The following is a 20581-nucleotide window of genomic DNA, read 5'->3' as shown; positions in this document are numbered from 1 at the left end:
CTCAGGCCCAGAGGTCGGTGATCTCGACGTCCAGCTTGCGCAGCAGCCGGCGCAGCAGCGGCAGGGACAGGCCGATCACATTGCCCGGGTCGCCGTCGATGCCGTCGATGAACGGAGCCGAGCGGCCGTCCAGGGTGAACGCGCCCGCCACGTGGAGCGGTTCGCCGCTCGCCACGTACGCGGCGATCTCCTCGTCCGTCGGCTCGCCGAACCGGACCACGGTGGAGGCCGTCGCCGACTCGTAGCGCTTGGCGGCCGTGTCGTACACGCAGTGGCCGGTCTGGAGGATGCCGACGCGGCCGCGCATCGACTTCCAGCGGGCGGTGGCCTCCTCGGCGTCGGCCGGCTTGCCGAGGGCCTGCTTGTCGAGCTCCAGGACCGAGTCGCAGCCGATGACGAGCGCGCCGAACGCCTCGGGCTTGGCGGCGACATGGGCGGCCTTCGCCTCGGCGAGGGCGAGCGCGAGTTCGGCCGGGGTCGGGGCGTGGACCTTGTCCTCGTCGACGCCGCTCACGATCACCTCGGGGGCGAGTCCGGCCTGCCGGAGCAGAGAGAGCCGGGCGGGGGAGGCGGAGGCGAGCACGACACGGCGCGGATCAGCAGTCATGGGGGCAGCGTAGCCAGTGCGAGCACACGCACGCGCGCGCGTGGCCCTGGTGCGCGGGCGGTGGCTGGTCGCATGTGCGCGTGGCTTTGGCGCGCGGGCGGTGGCTCGTCGCGTGCGCGTGTGGCTTGGTGTGCGTGGCGGCGGGCCGTCGCACGCGCGCGTGGCTTGGCGTGTGCGTGGGGGTGGGCCGTCGCAGGCGCGCGTGGCCCCGGTGTGCGGCCGGTGGGCCGTCGCACGCGCGCGTGGCCCCTGTGTGCGGCCCGTGAGCCGTCGCACGCGCGTGTGGTCAGCGCGCGCTCGCCACGAACATCGCCACCACCATCGCGACCGCCAGCAGCACGCCGGTGCGGCGCAGCATCGCCTGCATGTCCCGCAGGAACTTCGGCGGCTGGTTCTTCGGGTCGGACCACAGCATGCCTCCGATCCTGCGGGCGGGACGGGCGGGACGCCTGAGTACGGATACTCAGGCGCCCCGGTGCGGAAGGACTATTCGCGGAGAGCGCCCCGTCGCAGCGGGTTCACGCCGGTACGTCCGCCGGCCCTACGCCCGTACGAACACCCCGTCCCGCGCCGCCGCGAGTGCCGCCGTCACGGCTCGTTCGGCGACGGACCCGTCGAGCTCCTCGCGGGTGACCGCGAAGCGGTAGTAGAGCGGCGCGGAGACGGCGCGGAGGAGTTCGACGGGGTCCGTCCCCGCCGGGATCTCGCCGCGCGCCGCGCCCTTCGTGACGACCGGGGCCCATTCGGCGAGCCGGGTCCGGTAGAAGTCGGCGAGGGCGCGCGCGCACTCCTCGTCGCAGGCCGCCGCGGCGATGACCGCGCGGAAGACGGCGCCCATCCGGGGGTCCACGAGGGTGGCCCGGACGAGTTCGGCGTTGGCCCGCAGGTCACCGGGGAGGCTGCCGGTGTCGGAGGCGGGCAGCGACTGCTCGGCCATGTCGTGCAGGAGGTCGGTGACCAGGCCGACGGGGGAGTTCCAGCGGCGGTACACGGTGGTCTTCCCGACGCCGGCGCTCGCGGCGATCCGGTCCATGTTCAGGGCGTGGAAGCCGGTGTCGGCGAGGGCGTCCAGGGTGGCGTCGAGGACCGCCCTGCGGACCTTCGCGGTGCGGCCGCCGGGGCGCGTGGTGCCGGGCGAGGCCGGCCGGCTCTCAGTCAAACGGGTCTCCTGTTCCATTAACGCCATCGACTCTGCTACGGTACGGGACATCTTAACGGAACGAGTTTCCCATTAAGGGGTCCTTCGCATGGTTGCCCTCGATCACCCCACGTCCACGGACACGTCCACGGGCACCACCACGGACACGTCCACCGACACGACCACGGACCGCGCCGGAACCCGGATGACCGGCCGGATGCGGCTCGTCCTCGTCGTCCTCCTCCTCGCCCAGTTCATGCTGGCCGTCGACTTCTCGATCCTGAACGTCGCACTGCCCGTCATCGGCCAGGGACTCGGCTTCGCCCTCGGCGGCCTCCAGTGGATCGCCACCGCCTTCGCCCTTGCCGCCGCCGGATTCACCCTCCTCTTCGGGCGTGTCGCCGACCTGATCGGACGCCGCCGCCTCTTCCTCGGCGGCATGGCCCTCCTCGGCGCCTCCTCCCTCGCCGGGGGACTCGCCACCGGCTCCGAGGTCCTCATGGCCGCCCGCGTCGCCCAGGGCCTCGCCACCGCCGCCGTCACCCCCGCAGGGCTCTCCCTGCTCACCGCCTCCTTCCCCGAGGGCCCGCTGCGCGCCAAGGCCCTCGGCCTGAACGGCGCCCTCATGTCCGCGGGCTTCACCACCGGCGCGATCCTCGGCGGCGTCCTCACCGACCTGCTCTCCTGGCGCTGGGCCTTCCTCGTCAACGTGCCGGTGGCCCTCGCCGTCCTCCTCGTCGCCCCCGCCGTCCTCACCGAGAGCCGCCCGGCCGTCCGCCCCCGCCTCGACGTGCCCGGCGCGATCACCGTCACCGGCGGACTCCTCGCCCTCGTCTACGGCCTGACCCTCGCCGGCGAGCACGGCTGGACCCACCCCGCCGCGCTCACCGCCCTCGCCGCCGGCGCCGCGCTCCTCGCCGCCTTCGTCCTCGTCGAGCGGCGGGCCGCCTCGCCCCTCGTCCCGGTCCACGTCCTGAAGCGCCGCACGGTCGTCTGGGGCAACCTCGCCGGGCTCGTCGCCTTCGTCACCGAGACCTCGCTGGTCTTCCTGATGACCCTGTACCTCCAGGACGTCCTGGGCTTCTCCCCGCTCGCCGCCGGACTCTCCTTCGGCGTCCTCGGCGTCGGCACGATCCTCGGCGGGGTCACCGCCTCCCGCTTCATCGGCCGCTTCGGCGCCCGGTCCGCCCTCGTCTCCGGCGGACTCCTCCAGGCCCTCGCCACCCTCGCCCTGTACGGACTCGGCGACGACCGCTCCGGCCTCGCGCTGCTGCTCGCCGCGACCTTCGCCGGCGGCGTCGGCAACATGCTCGCGATCGTCGGCTTCATGGTCACCGCCACCTCGGGGCTGCCCGACGCCGAGCAGGGCATGGCGACCGGGCTCGCGACCATGACCCAGCAGATCGGCATCACCATGGGCACCCCGGTCATGAGCGCCGTCGTCGTCACCGCGCCCGTGCTCCTCGACGGCATCGGCCGCGCGGTCCTCGTCAACGCCGCGATCGTCGCCGCCGGAGCCGTACTCTCGGGCCTCTTCCTCCGCCGTACGTGAGCACGCACGGAGACGAAGGGCATGCGAAAGGCCGGACCCCCCGCACACGGGGTCCGGCCTTCACTCGTACAGCGACTACACGGGCCAGTACGACCGCGCCCAGGCCCGAGGGCCGGGCCGGGGCCGTACCGCCCGCGCGATACGGGAGGGATCCGACCACCCCTCCGGTACCGCCGGGCCGCCCTCCCCGGCGGACGCCGCCGCCGTGGCCGCGGCCCGGGCTTGAACCACCGCCAGTGCGGCGGCCAACTCCTCCGGAGTCGGGTTGCCTCGTACGACCTTGATCATGTCGGCTCCTTGAGGGTCCGGAGGGGCTAGAGCGGGATGTTGCCGTGCTTCTTCGGAGGCAGGGATTCCCGCTTCGTACGGAGCTGACGCAGGCCCTTCACGATCTGCGGGCGCGTGTCCGACGGCAGGATCACCCCGTCGATGTAACCGCGCTCGGCCGCGATGTACGGGTTGAGCAGGGCGTCCTCGTACTCCTGCATGAGCCGTGCCCGCTCGGCCTCCTGGTCCTCCGCATCGGCGATCGTCCTGCGGTGCAGGATGTTGACCGCGCCCTGCGCGCCCATGACCGCGATCTGCGCCGTCGGCCACGCCAGGTTCAGGTCGGCGCCCAGGTGCTTGGAGCCCATGACGTCGTACGCGCCGCCGAAGGCCTTGCGGGTGATGACCGTGATCAGCGGGACCGTCGCCTCCGCGTACGCGTAGATCAGCTTCGCGCCGCGCCGGATGATGCCGCCGTACTCCTGGTCCACACCCGGCAGGAAGCCCGGCACGTCCACGAAGGTCAGGACCGGGATGTTGAAGGCGTCGCACGTACGGACGAACCGCGCGGCCTTCTCGCTCGCGTTGATGTCGAGGCAGCCGGCGAACTGCATCGGCTGGTTGGCGACCACGCCCACCGGGAAGCCCTCGACACGGCCGAAACCGGTCACGATGTTCGGCGCGAACAGCGCCTGCGTCTCCAGGAACTCGCCGTCGTCGAGGACGTGCTCGATGACCTTGTGCATGTCGTACGGCTGGTTCGCCGAGTCCGGGATCAGCGTGTCGAGCTCGCGGTCCTCGTCCGTCACCTCGGTCTCCGCGACCTCCGGGAAGGCCGGCGGCTCGGAGAGGTTGTTCGACGGAAGGTACGAGAGCAGGGACTTGACGTACTCGATCGCGTCCTTCTCGTCACCGGACATGTGGTGCGCCACGCCCGAGGTCGAGTTGTGCGTCCGCGCGCCGCCCAGCTCCTCGAAGCCCACGTCCTCGCCGGTCACCGTCTTGATGACGTCCGGGCCGGTGATGAACATGTGCGAGGTCTGGTCCACCATCACCGTGAAGTCGGTGATCGCGGGGGAGTACACCGCGCCGCCCGCGCACGGGCCGACGATCAGGGAGATCTGCGGGATCACCCCGGAGGCGTGGGTGTTGCGGCGGAAGATCTCGCCGTACATGCCGAGCGCGCTCACACCCTCCTGGATGCGGGCGCCGCCGGAGTCGTTGATGCCGACGACCGGGCAGCCCGTCTTCAGCGCGAAGTCCATCACCTTGATGATCTTCTGGCCGTACGTCTCGCCCAGCGCGCCGCCGAAGACCGTGAAGTCCTGCGAGAACACGGCGACCGGGCGGCCGTCCACCGTGCCGTAGCCGGTGACGACACCGTCGCCGTACGGCCGGTTCTTCTCCAGCCCGAAATTGGTCGAGCGGTGCCGGGCCAGCTCGTCCAGCTCCACGAACGAACCCTCGTCCAGGAGGAGGGCGATCCGCTCGCGCGCGGTCAGCTTGCCCTTGGCGTGCTGCTTCTCCACCGCCCGGTCCGAGCCGGCGTGCGTGGCCTCGTCGATACGGCGCTTGAGGTCCGCGATCTTGCCCGCGGTCGTGTGAATGTCGATCTCGTACTGCTCTGCCGGCTCGGACATCGGGATGCGGCTCCCTGCCTGGTCACGGGGGGTTCGTTGACTACGAATGGGCTACTGCTGGCCTACTGACCCGTAGCGTATCGACGCCGATACGGTTCGGCACTGCGGTCTTTGCCACACCCAAGACTGGTTCCCAAATCACCAAACGGTGCGTTGCGGGTCGCAGCCGGGGCGGTGTCCGGGCTTCCCGGCGTGGGCACGCCGGGGCGTGGCTCATCCGGGGTCGCTCGGGACCGCCGTCCGGCGGTTCGGGGAGCAGAGGTCTCACGGCGCCGCCGTGGGACTGCCGCATGGCCGGCACCGCGTGGGGTGGTCCGGCTCGGTGCGGTTGACTCCCGCAGGGCCTCTTGCAGCCCTTCTCCGTAGGTGATCAGTGCACGCCGGGACGCGACGGTGTCCAGGTACGCGGTCGTGGGGTCGGCCATGTCGTGGAAGCACACGAACGCGGCCAGGGCGGCGGAGACGAGGTCTCGCTTCCCGGCAAGGCCGCAGGCGAAGCACGTGTGTTCCCGGTCCCGCAGTGTCTTGGCGACGCGCTCGCCGCACAGACAGTGCTGGGACAGAGACGTCGACCAGGTGGAGGCCCGTAGGAGATGGCCGCCCGCAGCCCGGCACTCACGCTCAAGGGCGGCGATGAACAGACCGGGAGTGGTCCGGGAGAGGCGCCTTCCCCACAGGCGGTACCACGTGCGGATGTCACAGTCCTCGATCACGAGCGCGGGGCCATGGGTGGCGATGATCTGCCGGGCCAGGGCGCGGGCGCGGTGGCGGCGGTGCTCGGCGGCCGAGGAGGCGGCTTCGGCCTGACGGCCTCGAAGTTGTCGGTATCCGGTGGAGAGACGGTCGCGGCGGTACGCCTGCATCGGCACCCCGTCGACGCGGGCATCGCGCGCACCACCGGGCACCGTGACGGTCCTGGGGCTCAGGCCCTTGGCCGCCCGGTGCTCGGCGCGCCGGATCTGCTTCTTCGACAGTCCGTACTGGGCGGTGTTCGTCGCCCGGCGGGAGCGTTCCAGTGCCCGTGCCCGACCGCGCTGCTTCTTCGCTTCCCGTTCCAGCCGGGCGCGCTCGGCGTCGGTGAGGGTGATCTCGGTGGAGGCCGGGACGCCGTCGGCGGGGTCGAGGTCGGCAGGCAGGGAGACGACGGAGAGGTTGGAGACATTGCCGTCCACGCCGCCGATCCGGTCCAGGGCGGCGGCCTGCTCGCGCATCCGCTGTACGGCGGGGGCGGTGCAGCCGGGGCCGAGGACCATCAGGTGCGCCTCGTACACCCAGCCGCCCCGCGCGGAGGCCCTCCGGCGCCGTACGAGGTCGATCTTGTGCCAGCGGCCGGGGTCACCGAGGAAATGCTCGACCCGCGCCCACTGGCCCGGCCGTTGCGGGACGCGCACCGGGAGCACGAGGTCACCCCGGCCGGAGTCCGGGCCTCCCGTGAAGACGACGGCGAGCGCGCCGATGTGGTCCCACCACGTCGCCTTCCGAAGACCGGGCTTGCCTGACGCGGTGGTCCTGCCGGTGGGCACGCTGCCATTCGGGGCAGCTGGGACGGGCATGCGGCGGGGCTGTTGAAGGGGGTGCCGACCGCCGCCGGTGTAGGCCATCGTGTGGCCGTGCAACGAGCCTACGAGGCGGAAGGTCTCCCACTTCCGGTCGGCGGTGTGTGAACGTGCCCGGCCGGGGATGCGGGTGAAGCCGTGCCGACGGCCGGTCTTCGGGCGGCCGTATCGCCTGCCGGTGGCGTCGGGGAAGAGATGCCGCTGGACACCGTTCCACACCTCGTCGGCCATGTGCATGGCCAGGGCCTTGGACGCGTGGTGCCTGAGGTGCCCGGCGTCTTCGAGGTGCTTGTAGGCGCAACGCTCCAGAGCCTCACGGGACAGTCCGAGGCGCTGCCGTACGGCCTTCGCCCCGTCCCGCTCGCGCTCGTGCCTGGCAGCCCAGTAGGCGTCGACCCTGGCACGGGCGTCACGCTGGACGGCCCGCTTGACCGACCACATCGCACCGAACAGCTTCTCCAGCCGGGTGAGGTCGGCCGGGTCGGTGACGGCCAGCGGCAGGATCATCACCGACACCTGCCCGCCGTCGGGCTTCTCCCACCTCGGGGCCCTGTTCCTGCCCCGGAACGTCCGTGTCTTCCGGGCAGCCCGCACAACCGTCACCGCCCCTCGGCATCACCCTGGCTCCACACCCAACCTAGAGACCGCCCCGTACGAACAGGCGAACCGCGAACACATTCATCAGCACCCGCGATACGCCGTATGCCTGTACGCATGGGGGGTGTGCGGCATGGTCAGGGGCCGTCCGCGACATGGGAACCGAGAACGCCGGGAACCGCGGAGCAACTCATAGTCTGGCTTGCATGACGTCCTCTCAAGGCTCCGGCGGACCCTGGTCCGACCTCGACCGGCCCCCGCTGAACGCCCCCGCGCTGCGCCGTGCGCTCGTCCTCCCCGACGGACTGTGGACCTCGCTCGACGTGGTCACCACCACCGGCTCCACCAACAGCGACCTCGCCGCCCGCGCCGACGAACTGCCCGAAGGCGCGGTCCTCGTCGCCGAGGAGCAGACCTCGGGCCGCGGCCGGCTCGACCGGACCTGGACCGCGCCCGCGCGCTCCGGGCTCTTCCTCTCCGTCCTCCTCAAGCCGGACGTGCCCGTCCACCGCTGGGGCTGGCTCCCGCTGCTCACCGGAGTGGCCGCCGCCACCGGCCTCGCGAAGGCCGCCGGCGTCGACACCTCCCTCAAGTGGCCCAACGACGTACTGGTTTCCGTCAAGGGCGAGGAACGCAAGACCGGCGGCATCCTCGCCGAGCGGGCCGGCGCCGACGCCATCGTCGTCGGCCTCGGCATCAACGTCACCCTCCGTGAGGAGGAGCTGCCCGTCCCGGCGGCCGGCTCCCTCCTCCTCGCCGGTGCGGTCTCCACCGACCGCGACACCCTCCTGCGGGCCGTCCTGCGCTCCCTCGCCCAGTGGTACGGCGACTGGGTACGCGCCGACGGCGACCCCGAGGCCTCCGGCCTCCAGGCCGCCTACGCGGCCGGCTGCGCCACCCTCGGCCGCCGCGTCCGCGCCGAGCTCCCCGGCGAGCGCATGCTGGAGGGAGAGGCCGTCGCCCTCGACGGAGACGGCCGCCTGGTCGTCGCCACGGAGGGCGGCGGCACGGAGGCCGTGGGAGCGGGCGACATCGTCCACCTGCGGACCTAGGTGCGTGCGCCGCGCGCGGTGCCCTCCAGGCCGTCCACCCCGAGGGCCCGCGCAACGTTCGGGGGTGAGCCAGCACACACCTGCCGTATCGTGGAGCGCGATCCAAGCGACAGATCGGCAGGACACGTGGGCAGCGGCAGGGAACGGGCAGGAGGCGGCCGGTGACCGTCGACGACGCGAACGCGGGCGGCGGAGCCGAACCGCCGACGTACCCCACCCCCCACCACGAGGTCGACCACACGGCCGAACCGAGCCACGACCCCCTCGCCATCCGCCTGGAACAGCTCATCCTCGGCGCCGACCGCCGCTACACCCCCTTCCAGGCCGCCCGCACCGCCGGCGTCTCCATGGAGCTCGCCTCCCGCTTCTGGCGCGCCATGGGCTTCGCCGACATCGGCCAGGCCAAGGCGCTCACCGAGGCCGACGTCCTCGCCCTGCGGCGGCTCGCCGGCCTCGTCGAGGCGGGGCTGCTCAGCGAGCCGATGGCCGTGCAGGTCGCCCGGTCCACCGGACAGACCACCGCCCGGCTCGCCGAATGGCAGATCGACTCCTTCCTGGAGGGCCTCACCGAGCCGCCCGAGCCCGGCATGACCCGTACCGAGGTCACGTACCCGCTGGTCGAGCTGCTCCTGCCCGAGCTGGAGGAGTTCCTGATCTACGTGTGGCGCCGGCAGCTCGCCGCCGCCACCGGCCGGGTCGTCCAGGCCGTCGACGACGCCGAGATGGTCGACCGGCGGCTCGCCGTCGGCTTCGCGGACCTCGTCGGCTTCACCCGGCTCACCCGCCGCCTGGAGGAGGAGGAGCTCGGCGAGCTCGTCGAGGCCTTCGAGACGACCTGCGCCGACCTCGTCGCCGCGCACGGCGGCCGGCTGATCAAGACCCTCGGCGACGAGGTGCTGTACTGCGCCGACGACCCCGGCACGGCCGCCGAGATCGCGCTCCGGCTCATCGAGACCCTCGGCCACGACGAGACGATGCCCGCGCTGCGCGTCGGCATCGCCTTCGGCACCGTGACGACCCGGATGGGCGATGTCTTCGGCACCACGGTGAACCTGGCCAGCCGTCTCACCTCGATAGCCCCGAAGGACGCCGTCCTCGTCGACGGCGCCCTCGCGGAGGAGCTGACCAGGACCGGCGAGGCGCCCGCCTCGGAGGCGGAGGCGGCCGAGGAGGCGGCCCGCGCCGAGAAGGAGGGCCGCCGGGCCGCCTCGTACCGTTTCGCGCTCCAGCCCATGTGGCAGCGCCCGGTCCGGGGCCTCGGCGTCGTCGAACCCTGGCTCCTGAGCCGCCGCCCGTCTTAGGATCTCCCGGTGAACGCCTGTTAACAGCCGTTAACAGGCCTGAACCGGGAGGGTGTGCGGTCATGTCCGAGCAGCGCTTTGGTGAGTTCGTGGTGGTCCGGAAGGACGGTCACGTCGCGGAGCTGGTCCTCGACCGGCCCAAGGCCATGAACGCCGTCTCCTCAGAGATGGCCCGCTCCATCGGCGCCGCCTGCGACGCCCTCGCCGCCGACCCCGAGGTCCGCGTCACCGTCCTGACCTCCTCGAACGACCGCGCCTTCTGCGTCGGCGCCGACCTGAAGGAGCGCAACTCCTTCACCGACGCCGAGCTCGTCCGCCAGCGCCCCACCGCCCGCGCCTGCTACACCGGCGTCCTGGAGCTGCCGATGCCGACCGTCGCCGCCGTGCACGGCTTCGCCCTCGGCGGCGGCTTCGAGCTCGCGCTCGCCTGCGACGTCATCGTCGCCGACGCGACCGCCGTCGTCGGCCTCCCCGAGGTCTCCGTGGGTGTCATCCCCGGCGGCGGCGGTACGCAGCTGCTCCCGCGCCGGGTGGGTGCGGCGCGCGCCGCCGAGCTGGTCTTCACGGCCCGCCGGGTGGAGGCGGCCGAGGCCCGCGAGCTCGGCCTCGTCGATCTCCTGGAGGACGACGCCCGGACGGCGGCCCTGGAGCTCGCCGGGCGGATCGCGGCCAACTCGCCGGTCGGCCTGCGCGCCGCGAAGAAGGCGATGCGGCTCGGTCAGGGCCTGGACCTGCGGGCCGGCCTCGAGGTCGAGGACGCGGCCTGGCGTTCGGTGGCCTTCTCGGGCGACCGGGCGGAGGGCGTGGCGGCCTTCAACGAGAAGCGGAAGCCGAACTGGCCGGGCGAGTGACCCTGATTCCTACCGTTTTGCACCATATGTGACTTACGGTGACGTCTCGGTGGGGAAAATGGATCAAACCTCCCTAAGCTGGAGGAATGGGTGAGGATGTGCGGCTGCGGGCCGTAGTGGCGCTGGCGCAGGGGATGGCGGCGGCGCACACTCCGCGTGAGTTCTGGCGGGCGGCGGCGCTCGGGGCCTGCGAAGGGCTCGACGGGAGCTTCGCCGCCCTGTCCGTCTGGGAGCGGGACCACGGCCGGCTGAAGGTCCTGGTGAACGCCGGGGACCGGGCCGTGGGCGAGGAGGAGTTCCCGGACTCGGAGACGTACCCGGTGCACCAGTTCCCCGAGATCACCGAGTTCCTGCACGAGCAGTGGGCGGGCGGCGGCGAGCCGGACGCCTGGGTCGAGACCGCCGCCGACCCCCTCCCGACCGGCCGGGTGACGGGCCTGCGGCGGCGGGGGCGCGGCTGCTGCGTGGTCGCCCCGATCGTGCTGCACGGGCGCGCGTGGGGGGAGCTGTACGTGGCCCGCCCGCCGGAGCAGAAACCTTTCACTCGTGCGGACGCGGACTTCGCGACCGTCCTCGCGGCGGTCGTCGCGGCGGGCATCGCACAGGCCGAACGCCTGGAGGAGGTCAGAAAGCTCGCCTTCACGGACCCCCTCACCGGCCTCGCCAACCGGCGGGCCGTCGACACCCGCCTGGACGAGGCGATCGAGCGCTACCGGGCGGACGGCTCCGTGGTGAGCCTGATGGTCTGCGACCTGAACGGCCTCAAGCGCGTCAACGACACCCATGGCCACGCCGTCGGCGACCGCCTCCTGGAGCGCTTCGGCTCGGTCCTCTCCCGCTGCGGCGCCATGCTCCCCGGCGCCCTCGCGGCCCGCCTCGGCGGCGACGAGTTCTGCCTGCTCACCGTCGGCCCGACCGCGGACGAGGTCGTCGCGGTCGCCGAGGAGCTGTGCGTACGGGCGGCGGAGCTGGAGCTCGGCGAGGGAGTGGCCTGCGGGGTCGCGTCCACCGGCGACCCCATCGGGCCCCTGAAGTCGGCCCGGCGCCTCTTCCGGCTCGCCGACGCCGCCCAGTACCAGGCCAAGGCCGACCGCTCCTCGAAGCCCGTCGTGGCGGGCCGCGACGGCACGGTCATCCGCCTCGCAGACGCACCCCCCGGGGCCCGCGACCGCCGCCGCTTCCGCGACGCACCGACGGTGGCCCCACCGCCGACGGAGCCGCCGAAGGGGCTCTGACCGATCGTTTCGGTTCGGGAGTCACCACTGGGTGATGAGCGGCGCCTCCGGTTCGTGCTGCCGCCAGACTTCGGTGAGACGGGCAAGGCGCTTCGGGGCGGCGATGCCGCGCATGGTGGCGATCTTGCCGTCGCTGATGTCGAACATCGTGGAGCCGACGACCTGGTCGCCGAGCACGAAGAGGATGGCGGGGGCGCCGTTGACGACCGCGTAGTGGATGACGGGCGTGCCGCCGGTCAGGCGCCGCTTCGCGTCGGTGGGCTTGAAGCCGGCCCGTACGACGGCGGCGATGCGCTGCGGAGTGTCGTACCGCAGCAGGGTCGTTGCCAGGCCGGCGACGTTGGAGTCGGAGATCGCGGTCGCGTCGTCGGTGAGCAGCGCCACCAGCCTTTCGGTGCGGCCGGAGGTGGCGGCGGCGAGGAATTCCTCGACGATCCTGCGGGCCGACGCGGGGTCGACCTCGGCGCCGCCGCTGCGGGCGGCGGTGACGCGGCGCCGGGCCCGGTGGAGGTGCTGCTGACTCGCGGACTCGGTGATGTCGAGGATCTCGGCGATCTCGGCGTGGCCGTAGGAGAACGCTTCGCGCAGGACGTAGACGGCCCGTTCGACGGGGGACAGGCGCTCCATGAGCGTCAGCAGGGCGAGGGAGACCGATTCGCGCTGCGCGAAGGTGTCGGCCGGGCCGAGCATCGGGTCGCCGTCGAGAAGTGGTTCGGGCAGCCAGGCGCCGGCGGTGCGTTCGCGGCGGGCCTGTGCCGAGCGGAGCCGGTCGAGGCACAGGTTGGTGACGACCTTGGTCAGCCACGCCTCCGGCACCTTGATGCGCTGCCGGTCGGCGGCCTGCCAGTGCAGGAAGGCATCCTGCACGGCGTCTTCGGCGTCGGTGGCGGAGCCCAGGAGCCGGTACGCCAGCGAGGCCAGCCGGTTGCGGCCGGCCTCGAACCGGCTGGTGTCGAAGCGATCAGTGGTGGTGCTGTCCATACGATCACCCTAAGACGCCGATTCCTCTGGTGAGGGGGAAGTTCCCGAGCCGGTAGGTGCCGTGGGTCAGACCGTCGCGTGCACCGTCGGCCGTGCGGCCCTGTCTTCGACGGTGGCGGCAGGGCGGCGGCGCAGGTTGCCGACCAGGCACAGCACCGTCCCGAGCGTGAGCCACGTCGTCAGGACGATGACGGAGTGGCCGGCGCCGTGGCCGTCGAAGAAGGCGGTGGAGCGCAGCAGTTGGCCTCCGGCCCCGGGCGGTAGCAGTTGGCCGAGGGCGCCGGACCAGCCGGGCAGCATCTCGGGTGCTGTCGCGGCGCCTGACAGGGGGTTGCCCATGAGCATCATGGTGGCGGCGCCGAGGCCGAAGCCGACGTACCCGAGCAGCGACTCGAGACCGAGGATGCTCAAGGAGATGGCCGCGATGGCCAGGGCGACGGCGCCGCTGTTGGCCCAGTAGGAGCCTTCGAGTGAGCCGAGCCAGAACTGCAGGATCGCTGCCGCGGCAAGTCCGCCGGTGACGGCGAAGGCCAAGGCTCCGGTGACGCGGCGGACGCTCCCTCGGACGAGCCTGGTCAGGAGCAGGGCGGCGAGCAGGCCGCCCATGACCAGCGGCAGGGCTCCGGCGGCCAGTCCGGCGCCGCGCGGGTCGTCGGCCGGCAGCGGGACGAGGTCGCGGGCGGCTGCCGCGGTGCTGGGTCCCTTTGCCTGGCCGAGGCCGGCCGCGATGCTGTTCAGGGTCTGGGCGACTGCGGTGCTGCCGGCTGATGCGGTGATGACCTGTGGGGTACCGGAGTTCAGGTCGATCGCTCCGTACACCTCGCGGTCGCGGATCAGTTGTTCGGCGGCGGCGGTGTCGGCGACCTCGGTGACCTCGAAACCGTCGGGAAGCCGTTGGTCGAGCAACGACGTGACCTGCTTGACGGCGGGTGCCGGCCCGGCGACGGCTATCGGCACGTCGTGCACCGATGAGCGTACTGACGGCCAGGCGAAGGCGGTGAGCAGCAGGCTGATGCCCACCGTGAGCAAGGCGACTGCCCGGGCCACGGTTGGCCAGGGTGAGGGCGACGCGTTGGCTGGGGCCGCGGCCTGAGTGGACATGGTTCTCCTTCGGAGGAGGGGGTTCGTCGCCGGGTGAGCGGGGTCTCGGGCGCGGCTACGCGACCGCCTTCTCGGCGGGGGACACATCCGAGGCGGCAGGGGACAGGCGGTGCTTGCGCTTGGGCAGGCCGAAGGTCGGGTGCGAGGTGGTCCAGAGCGACATCCTGAGGATGCCCGCCTTGATCCGCGCGGCCTTGCGGCCGCCCATGTACTTCGGCTTCGCCTGTCCTTCGTGGTCGACCATCTGCAGGATTCCGTCCCGTCGCCCGAGGCTGATGTGGTTGCCCACGTACTCGAGCTTGGTGTTCGCGATCTTGCTGCCGGTGAGGCGTCCAAGGATCGCGGCCGTGGCCTGCATTCCGGTGTAGCCGGCCGAAGCGCAGGACATCGGCAGCGGCAGGCCGTTGTCGCCGAGGACGTAGGCGCTGTCACCGGCGGCGTAGACGTCGGGGTGCGAGACCGACCGCATGGTGCGATCCACGACGATCCGGCCGTCCTCGGAGACCTCGAGCCCGCTCACGGCGGCGAGGGGGCCGACCGCGAACCCGGCCGTCCACACCGTCGCGTCGGACGCCAGGACGGTGCCGTCGGCGCACAGCACCCGCGTCGCTTCGACGGCGTCGACGGTGGTGTGCTCCAGGACGGTGATGCCCAGCCGGTCGCAGGTCTGGCGCAGGTGGGTGCGGGCTCCGGCGGAGAGCGAGGCGCCCAGCTCTCCGCGGGCGACCAGCGTCACCGACAGGCCGGGCCGGGATTCGGCGATCTCGGTGGCGGTCTCGATGCCGGTCAACCCGTCGCCGACGACCAGCACACTCCGGCCTTCGCCCCGCCCGTCCAGGCTGTCCAGGCGCTCGCGCAGGCGCAGCGCGGAGGGCCGGGCGGCGACGTCGAAGGCGTACTCGGCCACGCCGGGGACCCCGCGGTTGTCGCCGTGGCTGCCGAGCGTGTAGAGAAGCGTGTCGTAGCCGAGCTCGCCGCCGCCGTCGGCATCGGCGACGGCGACCACCTGGCGCTCGGGGTCGACGGCGGTGACACGGGCCCGGCGCAGCCGGATCGCCGTGCCCGCGAAGACTTCGGCGAGCTGCGGGGCCTCGATCTCCTGGCCGGCCGCGAGCTGGTGCAGCCGCAGCCGCTGGACGAAGTCCGGCTCGGCGTTGACCACGGTGATCTCGGTGTCCGCGGGGGACAGCCGACGGGCCAGCGTCCCGGCCACGTACGCCCCGGCGTAGCCGGCGCCGAGGACGACGATGCGGTGCTTCATGTCTCGCTCCTGTCGTTTCGCTTGCTTCCGGTGACTTGAGCGGGACAGCGCCCCGATTCCTGACAGGGGTCACGTGTGACGTGGGTCACATGCGGAGGATCCTCAATCCTGGCGTCACTGGGCCGACGCTCGAACCGGCGCCCACGCCGAGGCCGCCCCGGTCAGGTCCGGCAGGCGCCGCACAGGGTCTCGTCGCCGACGGGCCGGAACGGCATGGTCTGGTTGTGCCCGCCACCCGCGCACTCCCGTGTGCCTTCGAGTCGCATCGACAGCCGTTTCGCGGCGGATGCGGGCTGGGGGAGGACCCGGGGCGGTACGTCGCGGAGCAGGTACCGCACAAGCCCGCCGGGGCGGTGTACGGGCGTTCCGTCGCCGGGCAGTCCGCGCAGGATGTGTTCGTGTACGTCGGTGGAGGTGTGCCCGGCATCGAGCCAGCGGGCGGCGAGGCGGGCGAGTTCGTCGCGCATGCCGGGCGGGATGCGGCGGAGGGCGGGGGAGAGGAGGTGGAGGGTGCCGATGAGGGCGCGGGCGTCTTCGAGCCGAGGAGGCGCGGCGACGGTCGACGCTGCCTCAGCCGTCTCGGCCGTCTCGGCTGTCTCGGCTGTCTCGGCCGGAAGGTTGGAGGTGTTCTCCCGCAGGTCTTTCTTTGGATGACCGCCGGTCGACGGGGCCGCCGGAGCACCGGCGGCCGGTTTTCCGGGGCTCGGTGCGGCCTGCGGAGACGTGGGGTGTGGGCTGGTCGGGACGGGGTTTCCGGCGAGGAGCTTGGCGGCTTGTTCGCTGCTCAACGGCGTACTGGTGACGAGCTGTTGGGTCACCCAGAGCCCACCGGCCCCCTGGACCCGCCGCTCGTGCACGAAGCCTTCCTCTTTCAGCTGCCGCTTGGCGCGGGTGAAGGCGCATGCCCCGATCCCGGCTCGTTCGGCTGACTTGGACAGCGACTCGCGCGCACCCTGGGGCAGGGAGAGTTGCCAGGTCAGCAGCCGGACGGCGTCGGAGTTGAGCCGGGGGTGCCGGATGATCTCGTGCGAGAACTGGGTGAAGGCGCGCAGGGGCGCGTTAAAGTGCCGATAGATCACGGTGGGAGTTGTTGCCTTCCACGAGTGGTTCAGGTCCTCGCCGATGGGGCCAACCATCGGCGGGGGCCGTTTTGCGTGAACGTACCGCGCGAACCATGTCCAGCCGGACACACCGGGAGAAGTACCCCCGTACGAGTGATGCGCCAGGCCGCCCTTCTGCATGCGTCCGGCCGGACACCAGTGGGATTGCTACTCCGGTGCCCGGCTGTACTGCTGGAGCGTCGCCTTCGAGGTGGAGGTGTCCATGAGCCTCAGCTCCCACGGTCCGGTGTTGACGTCGAAGTCCTTTCCGAACCCGACCCACTTGCCCGCCATGCGGCGACCGGTCGGCTCCACCAGCATCTGGAGCGCACCGTGGTATCGGGCTCCCTGGTAGTAGCCCTCGGTTGCGGTCTGCTCGATCCAGGACCCGGTGACGACATTGCGGTCGATGGTCAGATCGAGGCTGAGAGGGCTGTCCGGATTGCTGGAGGCCCCGGGCAGACTCTGGCCGGTCAGCCTGCTGCCGTGCTGGAGCAGTACGACGTAGTGCCTGCCTTCGAACGTCTCGTTGCGGGAAGAGCTGAAGAACTCGTACCGGGACAGCCAGATGCCGGAGTAGTTCATCTCCGGCGGTGGCGGCTGTGTCGCGGTGGCCGCCTGGATGCCGTCGGGGCCGTGGTCCATGTCGTGGCCTCCTGAGGGATCGGGATGGACGCGTGCCTGAGGTACCGGCAGGGTGAAGCCCAACGCTTCAACGGGACGGCCGGTGACGTGCTCCAGGGCGCGGGCGTACACGGGGCGCGGGGCGCGGCTGGTGCCTGATTCCCAGCGCTGGACGAGGCGCTTGCTGGCTTCGTTGGGTTCGCCCAGTTCTTCGCCGGCCCGCCGCAGGGCCTTCGCCAAGTCGTCCTGGCTCATGCGCAGACTGATTCGTACGGCCCGCAGGACATCGTTCGTCGTAGCAGTCGTCATGGGTTCGACAGTAGACCCAACCACGCTTGAATGACACCGATTTGACGCCTATGGGTGACGCCTGGATGACGTCTGTTCTGCCGCCGCAATGACGGGGCTGGCTGCCGACGATGGGTGTCATGCCGATCCGCATCACTGTCTACATGGTCAGAGCAGACGGGACCTGCACAGAACCCAGAACCCTTTACGAGGGCGAAGGCGGTCCGCCCCTGACGACCAGCGTGATGCCGGTCTGCGTGTGCCCGCGCTGCGGCCCGCAGCGCTCCGCCGAGACGAAGGACATTCAGTGACCATCGCGCTTGAGCATCCCTCGATCCACCACACCGAGCCCCGAGCGTTCCTGCCCCGTGAGGTGTGGAAGGCCCTGACTGCTGACGTGATCAAGGCACATCCCGGTACGAGCCGGGTTATGGCCGAGAGGATCATCGGCCAGACGGTCGCATTCCTGATCGCGGGGACGACGACGGACGCGCCGCTGTCGCCGTCCGATCAGGTGGACCGGGGCTGGCACGCCTTCCTGCTCCGTACGCAGGCGTACCAGGAGTTCTGCGACCGGCACGCGGGCCGGTTCCTGCATCACCACCCGGGCGTGCCCGACGCGGCGGAGACCGGTGGGCCGGAGGCCGTCCGGAACCGCACCTTGACGGCGATCCGTGCGGCAGGATTCGCCGTGGACGGGGCGCTGTGGCCCGAGGCGGCCGAGTGCAGTCAGTGCCACCAGGGCTGCACCGACAGCCCTGCCGGCGGCAAGAAGTAGGAGAGTTCCGCGAGCCTCCCCGTCTCCGGTCGTCCGGCGGGCCGGGGGCGGGGCTGCGCGGGGAGAAGGGGTACGGCGTGCGCGAGCAGGACGTCAGGGCGTGGGATGTGTGGGGCGCCTCGAAGGGCGGCCGCAGGGATCGGAACGCCGCCGGCGCGGAGACCTGGTTCAACTGGACGCAGTGGCCGGATCACGGACCGGACGAGAGGACGCTCGGTGTTGTCGCGGGCGCGCGCGTGCTTGATCTCGGTTGCGGGAGTGGCAGCAACCTTGCCCATCTGGCCGCCATCGGCGCCGACGCGGTCGGCGTGGACATCTCCCCTGTGCAGCTCGCCAAGGCCCGTGAGCGCTGGCCCGGCCTGGATGTGCGTCGGGGGGCCGCGGAGGGCTTCCTCTCGACTGACCGTCATCGGTACGCGGCCGTCTTCTCGGTCTTCGGTGCCGCGTGGTTCACCGATCCCTCCGTGCTGCTGCCGCTCGTGCGTGCCCGCCTGGAGCCCGGTGGCGTGTACGCGTTCTCCCACAACCCTCCCGCCCTGAGCGGTTGTTACGGGCCTCAGGCATCGCAGATGCAGCCGCCGGAGAAGGGCGCGGAGCCGCTGTACGTGAAGCGCTGGGACTACGAGCCGGAGGCGTGGGCGGACCTTCTCGAACGGGCCGGGTTCACGCACGTGACGGCCGAAGTCATCGCGCCCCCGGCCGGCAAGCGCACCGGGACGCTCCTCGTGCGGGGCTTCGCGTGACGGCAGGCCCGATCAGGCCTTACCTCGCGTCGCTCACCCTCCGGCTCCGCGAAACCACCGGATGATCAGTCGCCGACGAACCACAGGTAGCCGCCGGGGGTCTCCGAACAGGACCGCAGCAGCCCCTCAAGGTCGAGGACGGCCGCCGTCTGTGCTGGTCCGGAACACTGCTGCAGCAGGTCGGGCACCTCCCGCAACGCTGCTTGCGCCTGTTGTTCGTTGAACAGCGTGTCTCCGTACGGATCCACGCGCCCGAGGCCGCCCCGATGGTTTTCGTCCATGCCGAGCAACACGTCGGCGAGCGCGTCGCCGTGCTCGTACGACCCACGGATCAGAGTCGTCCTGGATCGATCCCAGTCCAGGGCGGGCCGGCCGGCATGCAGTTCTATTTCGACGCCCACGATGGTTCCCTTTCGAGGGGCTGTCCCAAGCCCCCAAGTCGCTGATTATCTACCGGACACCCCTTAGTGAAGTGAGGTCGGATGAACGCCAACGCCCCTGATCTTGAACTCGCCCAGAAGGTGCTGGCCGCGCAGCCCTTCAGCACCTACCTGGGCGCCCGGCTGACGGCCTTCGGGGAGGGGGTCGCCGTCTTGGAGCTCGACGCCCGCGACGAACTGCGCCAGCAGAACGGCTTCCTCCACGGCGGTGTCCTCAGTTACGCCGCCGACAACGCGCTCACCTTCGCCGCCGGAACCGTCGCCGGCGCCGGGTTGCTCACCGCCGGGTTCACCATCGACTACCTGCGTCCGGCCCGTGGCGAGACGCTCCGGGCCCGCGCCGAGGTCGTACGACCCGGCCGCAGCCGGGTCGTCTGCCGTTGCGAGCTGTTCATGCTGGACTCCGACGGCGACGAGACGCTCTGCGCGATCGCCCAGGGCACGATCTCCGTCTCCGGCGCCCCGTAGTCAGCGCGGCCCGCGCGGCGCATCGAGGTCCAGGATCATGTCGAGCGACCGCGCGCCACGTACGCATCGTCATCCGGCGCCAGGCGGCGTGTCAGGGTCGACGGATCGTCGGCGACCTCCGGCAGCGTGAGCACTGCGGCATCCGCCACTCACTCGGATGGATCAGACCTCGTCGGTACGAACCTACCGGTGATCAGGACGGGCCCGGCGACCACCGCAGGCCATCGCTACAGGTCGCCGGTCGTGCCCGTCTCCACGAAGCGGACGACGTGGCGACGGATGTGATCGAGGAACTCCGGCAGGGTGTCGGCGACCTTGTCGAACTCCCCGTCGTCCAGGGACGCGGCCCGCGAACGGTGGATCGCGCCGCCCCAGTCGGCGACGTACAGGAGGCCCCCACCGTTCGAAGCGATGACCATCCCCTGGGGGTCGTCGGCTTCCGGAAGGGAGACGGGCCCTTCCTGCGCGAGCCGGTCCAGGACCTCGCGCGCCGAGTGGACGAAACAGCCGTTGCCCACGTCGGGCAGCACCACTTCCCCGATCTGCTCGTAGAACGTCAGCAGATCCTCGAATCCCAGGACCTCCTGGCTGTAGTCACGGGCAGCCAGACAGTCCTCCCGGCCGGCGAGCCGGACTTCGTTCCTGCCCGGCTCGTAGCCGTAGGTCTCCTCGAACGTCGAGAGCAAGGAGCTCACCGCGTCCGTGATCTCGCCATGCCACTGCGACAGCCATGCGATCGAGTACGGGAGCTGATCCATGGGCCGGATCATGCCACCGCCGCCTTCAGCACGGGCCCCGCCCTTGCGTGGGCTGTCGACGCACAGCGACAAGAGCTCATGCACACAGAGATGTTGCGTACGCGCGGACGCACGCGGTCTGACCCTCCCGGCGGGCCGACCCCTGCCCCCTCGCCGCGCCCCAGGCCCCGGTTTGCGCAACTAAAGGTTGCGCGATCGTAGGGTGTCGAGTACGTTGATATGCAACCGTTGGTTGCGTAAGGC

Annotated in this window: 21 protein-coding genes; 8 read left to right on the top strand and 13 right to left on the bottom strand. The window is 71.5% G+C overall.

Annotated features, from left to right (window positions below; genetic code table 11):
• Position 1: 1 nt before the first annotated feature.
• The 3 genes from AC07AW_RS03965 to AC07AW_RS03955 form a co-directional block, all read right to left on the bottom strand.
• Positions 2 to 607 carry a Maf family protein gene (locus tag AC07AW_RS03965; RefSeq protein ID WP_478813919.1) on the bottom strand — a complete coding sequence of 202 codons (606 nt, stop codon included), beginning with the start codon at positions 605 to 607 and terminating at the stop codon, positions 2 to 4.
• A 286-nt stretch (positions 608 to 893) separates the two neighbouring features.
• Positions 894 to 1022: a morphogenic membrane protein MmpB gene (gene mmpB / locus AC07AW_RS03960; RefSeq protein ID WP_478813918.1), complete on the bottom strand. Its 129-nt coding sequence runs from the start codon at positions 1020 to 1022 to the stop codon at positions 894 to 896.
• A 126-nt stretch (positions 1023 to 1148) separates the two neighbouring features.
• Entirely contained in the window at positions 1149 to 1784 is a 636-nt protein-coding gene (locus tag AC07AW_RS03955) for a TetR/AcrR family transcriptional regulator (RefSeq protein ID WP_478813917.1), read from the bottom strand.
• Positions 1785 to 1854: 70 nt separating this feature from the next.
• On the opposite strand from AC07AW_RS03955, the gene AC07AW_RS03950 reads away from it, so the two are divergent.
• Positions 1855 to 3297, top strand: a complete 1443-nt coding sequence (locus AC07AW_RS03950; RefSeq protein ID WP_478813916.1) for an MFS transporter — start codon at positions 1855 to 1857, stop codon at positions 3295 to 3297.
• Between the two features lie 75 nt (positions 3298 to 3372).
• On the opposite strand, the gene AC07AW_RS03945 is transcribed toward AC07AW_RS03950, so the two are convergent.
• The 3 genes from AC07AW_RS03945 to AC07AW_RS03935 form a co-directional block, all read right to left on the bottom strand.
• Positions 3373 to 3585, bottom strand: coding sequence for an acyl-CoA carboxylase subunit epsilon (locus tag AC07AW_RS03945; protein WP_478813915.1), 213 nt, complete (start codon positions 3583 to 3585; stop codon positions 3373 to 3375).
• A 26-nt stretch (positions 3586 to 3611) separates the two neighbouring features.
• Positions 3612 to 5204 carry an acyl-CoA carboxylase subunit beta gene (locus AC07AW_RS03940; protein WP_478813914.1) on the bottom strand — a complete coding sequence of 531 codons (1593 nt, stop codon included), beginning with the start codon at positions 5202 to 5204 and terminating at the stop codon, positions 3612 to 3614.
• Between the two features lie 62 nt (positions 5205 to 5266).
• Positions 5267 to 7267 carry a zinc ribbon domain-containing protein gene (locus AC07AW_RS03935; RefSeq protein WP_478813913.1) on the bottom strand — a complete coding sequence of 667 codons (2001 nt, stop codon included), beginning with the start codon at positions 7265 to 7267 and terminating at the stop codon, positions 5267 to 5269.
• A 296-nt stretch (positions 7268 to 7563) separates the two neighbouring features.
• On the opposite strand from AC07AW_RS03935, the gene AC07AW_RS03930 reads away from it, so the two are divergent.
• The 4 genes from AC07AW_RS03930 to AC07AW_RS03915 all read left to right on the top strand — a co-directional run bounded on the left by AC07AW_RS03930 (position 7564) and on the right by AC07AW_RS03915 (position 11796).
• Entirely contained in the window at positions 7564 to 8409 is an 846-nt protein-coding gene (locus AC07AW_RS03930) for a biotin--[acetyl-CoA-carboxylase] ligase (RefSeq protein ID WP_478813912.1), read from the top strand.
• 161 nt (positions 8410 to 8570) lie between these two features.
• Positions 8571 to 9710 carry an adenylate/guanylate cyclase domain-containing protein gene (locus tag AC07AW_RS03925; protein WP_478813911.1) on the top strand — a complete coding sequence of 380 codons (1140 nt, stop codon included), beginning with the start codon at positions 8571 to 8573 and terminating at the stop codon, positions 9708 to 9710.
• Between the two features lie 62 nt (positions 9711 to 9772).
• A complete protein-coding gene (locus tag AC07AW_RS03920) occupies positions 9773 to 10561 on the top strand; it encodes an enoyl-CoA hydratase/isomerase family protein (RefSeq protein WP_351184460.1) in 789 nt (262 codons plus the stop codon).
• A gap of 86 nt (positions 10562 to 10647) precedes the next feature.
• Positions 10648 to 11796, top strand: a complete 1149-nt coding sequence (locus AC07AW_RS03915) for a GGDEF domain-containing protein (protein ID WP_478813910.1) — start codon at positions 10648 to 10650, stop codon at positions 11794 to 11796.
• A 21-nt stretch (positions 11797 to 11817) separates the two neighbouring features.
• Here AC07AW_RS03915 and AC07AW_RS03910 read toward each other — a convergent pair whose 3' ends face one another.
• From AC07AW_RS03910 to AC07AW_RS03890, 5 genes are all read right to left on the bottom strand, one after another.
• Positions 11818 to 12777 carry a sigma-70 family RNA polymerase sigma factor gene (locus AC07AW_RS03910; protein WP_478813909.1) on the bottom strand — a complete coding sequence of 320 codons (960 nt, stop codon included), beginning with the start codon at positions 12775 to 12777 and terminating at the stop codon, positions 11818 to 11820.
• Between the two features lie 66 nt (positions 12778 to 12843).
• A complete protein-coding gene (locus tag AC07AW_RS03905; protein ID WP_478813908.1) occupies positions 12844 to 13824 on the bottom strand; it encodes an ABC transporter permease in 981 nt (326 codons plus the stop codon).
• Between the two features lie 109 nt (positions 13825 to 13933).
• Entirely contained in the window at positions 13934 to 15139 is a 1206-nt protein-coding gene (locus AC07AW_RS03900; protein WP_478813907.1) for an NAD(P)/FAD-dependent oxidoreductase, read from the bottom strand.
• A gap of 161 nt (positions 15140 to 15300) precedes the next feature.
• Positions 15301 to 16218, bottom strand: coding sequence for a hypothetical protein (locus AC07AW_RS03895; RefSeq protein ID WP_478813906.1), 918 nt, complete (start codon positions 16216 to 16218; stop codon positions 15301 to 15303).
• A 189-nt stretch (positions 16219 to 16407) separates the two neighbouring features.
• A complete protein-coding gene (locus AC07AW_RS03890; protein ID WP_478813905.1) occupies positions 16408 to 17172 on the bottom strand; it encodes a helix-turn-helix domain-containing protein in 765 nt (254 codons plus the stop codon).
• Between the two features lie 286 nt (positions 17173 to 17458).
• Between AC07AW_RS03890 and AC07AW_RS03885 the strand changes: the two genes are divergently transcribed.
• On the top strand, positions 17459 to 17929 hold the full coding sequence (locus AC07AW_RS03885) for a glycine-rich domain-containing protein (protein ID WP_478813904.1): 471 nt from the start codon (positions 17459 to 17461) through the stop codon (positions 17927 to 17929).
• 77 nt (positions 17930 to 18006) lie between these two features.
• Positions 18007 to 18672 carry a class I SAM-dependent methyltransferase gene (locus tag AC07AW_RS03880; RefSeq protein WP_478813903.1) on the top strand — a complete coding sequence of 222 codons (666 nt, stop codon included), beginning with the start codon at positions 18007 to 18009 and terminating at the stop codon, positions 18670 to 18672.
• A 65-nt stretch (positions 18673 to 18737) separates the two neighbouring features.
• Here the strand turns inward: AC07AW_RS03880 and AC07AW_RS03875 are convergent, their stop codons facing one another.
• Positions 18738 to 19073: a hypothetical protein gene (locus tag AC07AW_RS03875; RefSeq protein WP_478813902.1), complete on the bottom strand. Its 336-nt coding sequence runs from the start codon at positions 19071 to 19073 to the stop codon at positions 18738 to 18740.
• 81 nt (positions 19074 to 19154) lie between these two features.
• Between AC07AW_RS03875 and AC07AW_RS03870 the strand changes: the two genes are divergently transcribed.
• Positions 19155 to 19580: a PaaI family thioesterase gene (locus AC07AW_RS03870; protein ID WP_478813901.1), complete on the top strand. Its 426-nt coding sequence runs from the start codon at positions 19155 to 19157 to the stop codon at positions 19578 to 19580.
• A 227-nt stretch (positions 19581 to 19807) separates the two neighbouring features.
• On the opposite strand, the gene AC07AW_RS03865 is transcribed toward AC07AW_RS03870, so the two are convergent.
• Positions 19808 to 20338 carry a hypothetical protein gene (locus AC07AW_RS03865; protein WP_478813900.1) on the bottom strand — a complete coding sequence of 177 codons (531 nt, stop codon included), beginning with the start codon at positions 20336 to 20338 and terminating at the stop codon, positions 19808 to 19810.
• Between the last annotated feature and the right edge of the window lie 243 nt (positions 20339 to 20581).

This window comes from Streptomyces sp. NPDC044003, from assembly GCF_056435185.1.
The sequence above is the reverse complement of the archived record's forward strand: the minus strand, read 5'-3'. Positions and strand labels throughout refer to the sequence as shown.

What these genes read in the sequence shown, in the direction of transcription:
- AC07AW_RS03965 (WP_478813919.1), bottom strand. Translation starts at nt 607, where the DNA reads ATGACTGCTGATCCGCGCCGTGTCGTGCTCGCCTCCGCCTCCCCCGCC.
- mmpB (WP_478813918.1), bottom strand. Translation starts at nt 1,022, where the DNA reads ATGCTGTGGTCCGACCCGAAGAACCAGCCGCCGAAGTTCCTGCGGGAC.
- AC07AW_RS03955 (WP_478813917.1), bottom strand. Translation starts at nt 1,784, where the DNA reads ATGGAACAGGAGACCCGTTTGACTGAGAGCCGGCCGGCCTCGCCCGGC.
- AC07AW_RS03950 (WP_478813916.1), top strand. Translation starts at nt 1,855, where the DNA reads ATGGTTGCCCTCGATCACCCCACGTCCACGGACACGTCCACGGGCACC.
- AC07AW_RS03945 (WP_478813915.1), bottom strand. Translation starts at nt 3,585, where the DNA reads ATGATCAAGGTCGTACGAGGCAACCCGACTCCGGAGGAGTTGGCCGCC.
- AC07AW_RS03940 (WP_478813914.1), bottom strand. Translation starts at nt 5,204, where the DNA reads ATGTCCGAGCCGGCAGAGCAGTACGAGATCGACATTCACACGACCGCG.
- AC07AW_RS03935 (WP_478813913.1), bottom strand. Translation starts at nt 7,267, where the DNA reads ATGATCCTGCCGCTGGCCGTCACCGACCCGGCCGACCTCACCCGGCTG.
- AC07AW_RS03930 (WP_478813912.1), top strand. Translation starts at nt 7,564, where the DNA reads ATGACGTCCTCTCAAGGCTCCGGCGGACCCTGGTCCGACCTCGACCGG.
- AC07AW_RS03920 (WP_351184460.1), top strand. Translation starts at nt 9,773, where the DNA reads ATGTCCGAGCAGCGCTTTGGTGAGTTCGTGGTGGTCCGGAAGGACGGT.
- AC07AW_RS03915 (WP_478813910.1), top strand. Translation starts at nt 10,648, where the DNA reads ATGGGTGAGGATGTGCGGCTGCGGGCCGTAGTGGCGCTGGCGCAGGGG.
- AC07AW_RS03910 (WP_478813909.1), bottom strand. Translation starts at nt 12,777, where the DNA reads ATGGACAGCACCACCACTGATCGCTTCGACACCAGCCGGTTCGAGGCC.
- AC07AW_RS03900 (WP_478813907.1), bottom strand. Translation starts at nt 15,139, where the DNA reads ATGAAGCACCGCATCGTCGTCCTCGGCGCCGGCTACGCCGGGGCGTAC.
- AC07AW_RS03890 (WP_478813905.1), bottom strand. Translation starts at nt 17,172, where the DNA reads ATGACGACTGCTACGACGAACGATGTCCTGCGGGCCGTACGAATCAGT.
- AC07AW_RS03870 (WP_478813901.1), top strand. Translation starts at nt 19,155, where the DNA reads ATGAACGCCAACGCCCCTGATCTTGAACTCGCCCAGAAGGTGCTGGCC.
- AC07AW_RS03865 (WP_478813900.1), bottom strand. Translation starts at nt 20,338, where the DNA reads ATGGATCAGCTCCCGTACTCGATCGCATGGCTGTCGCAGTGGCATGGC.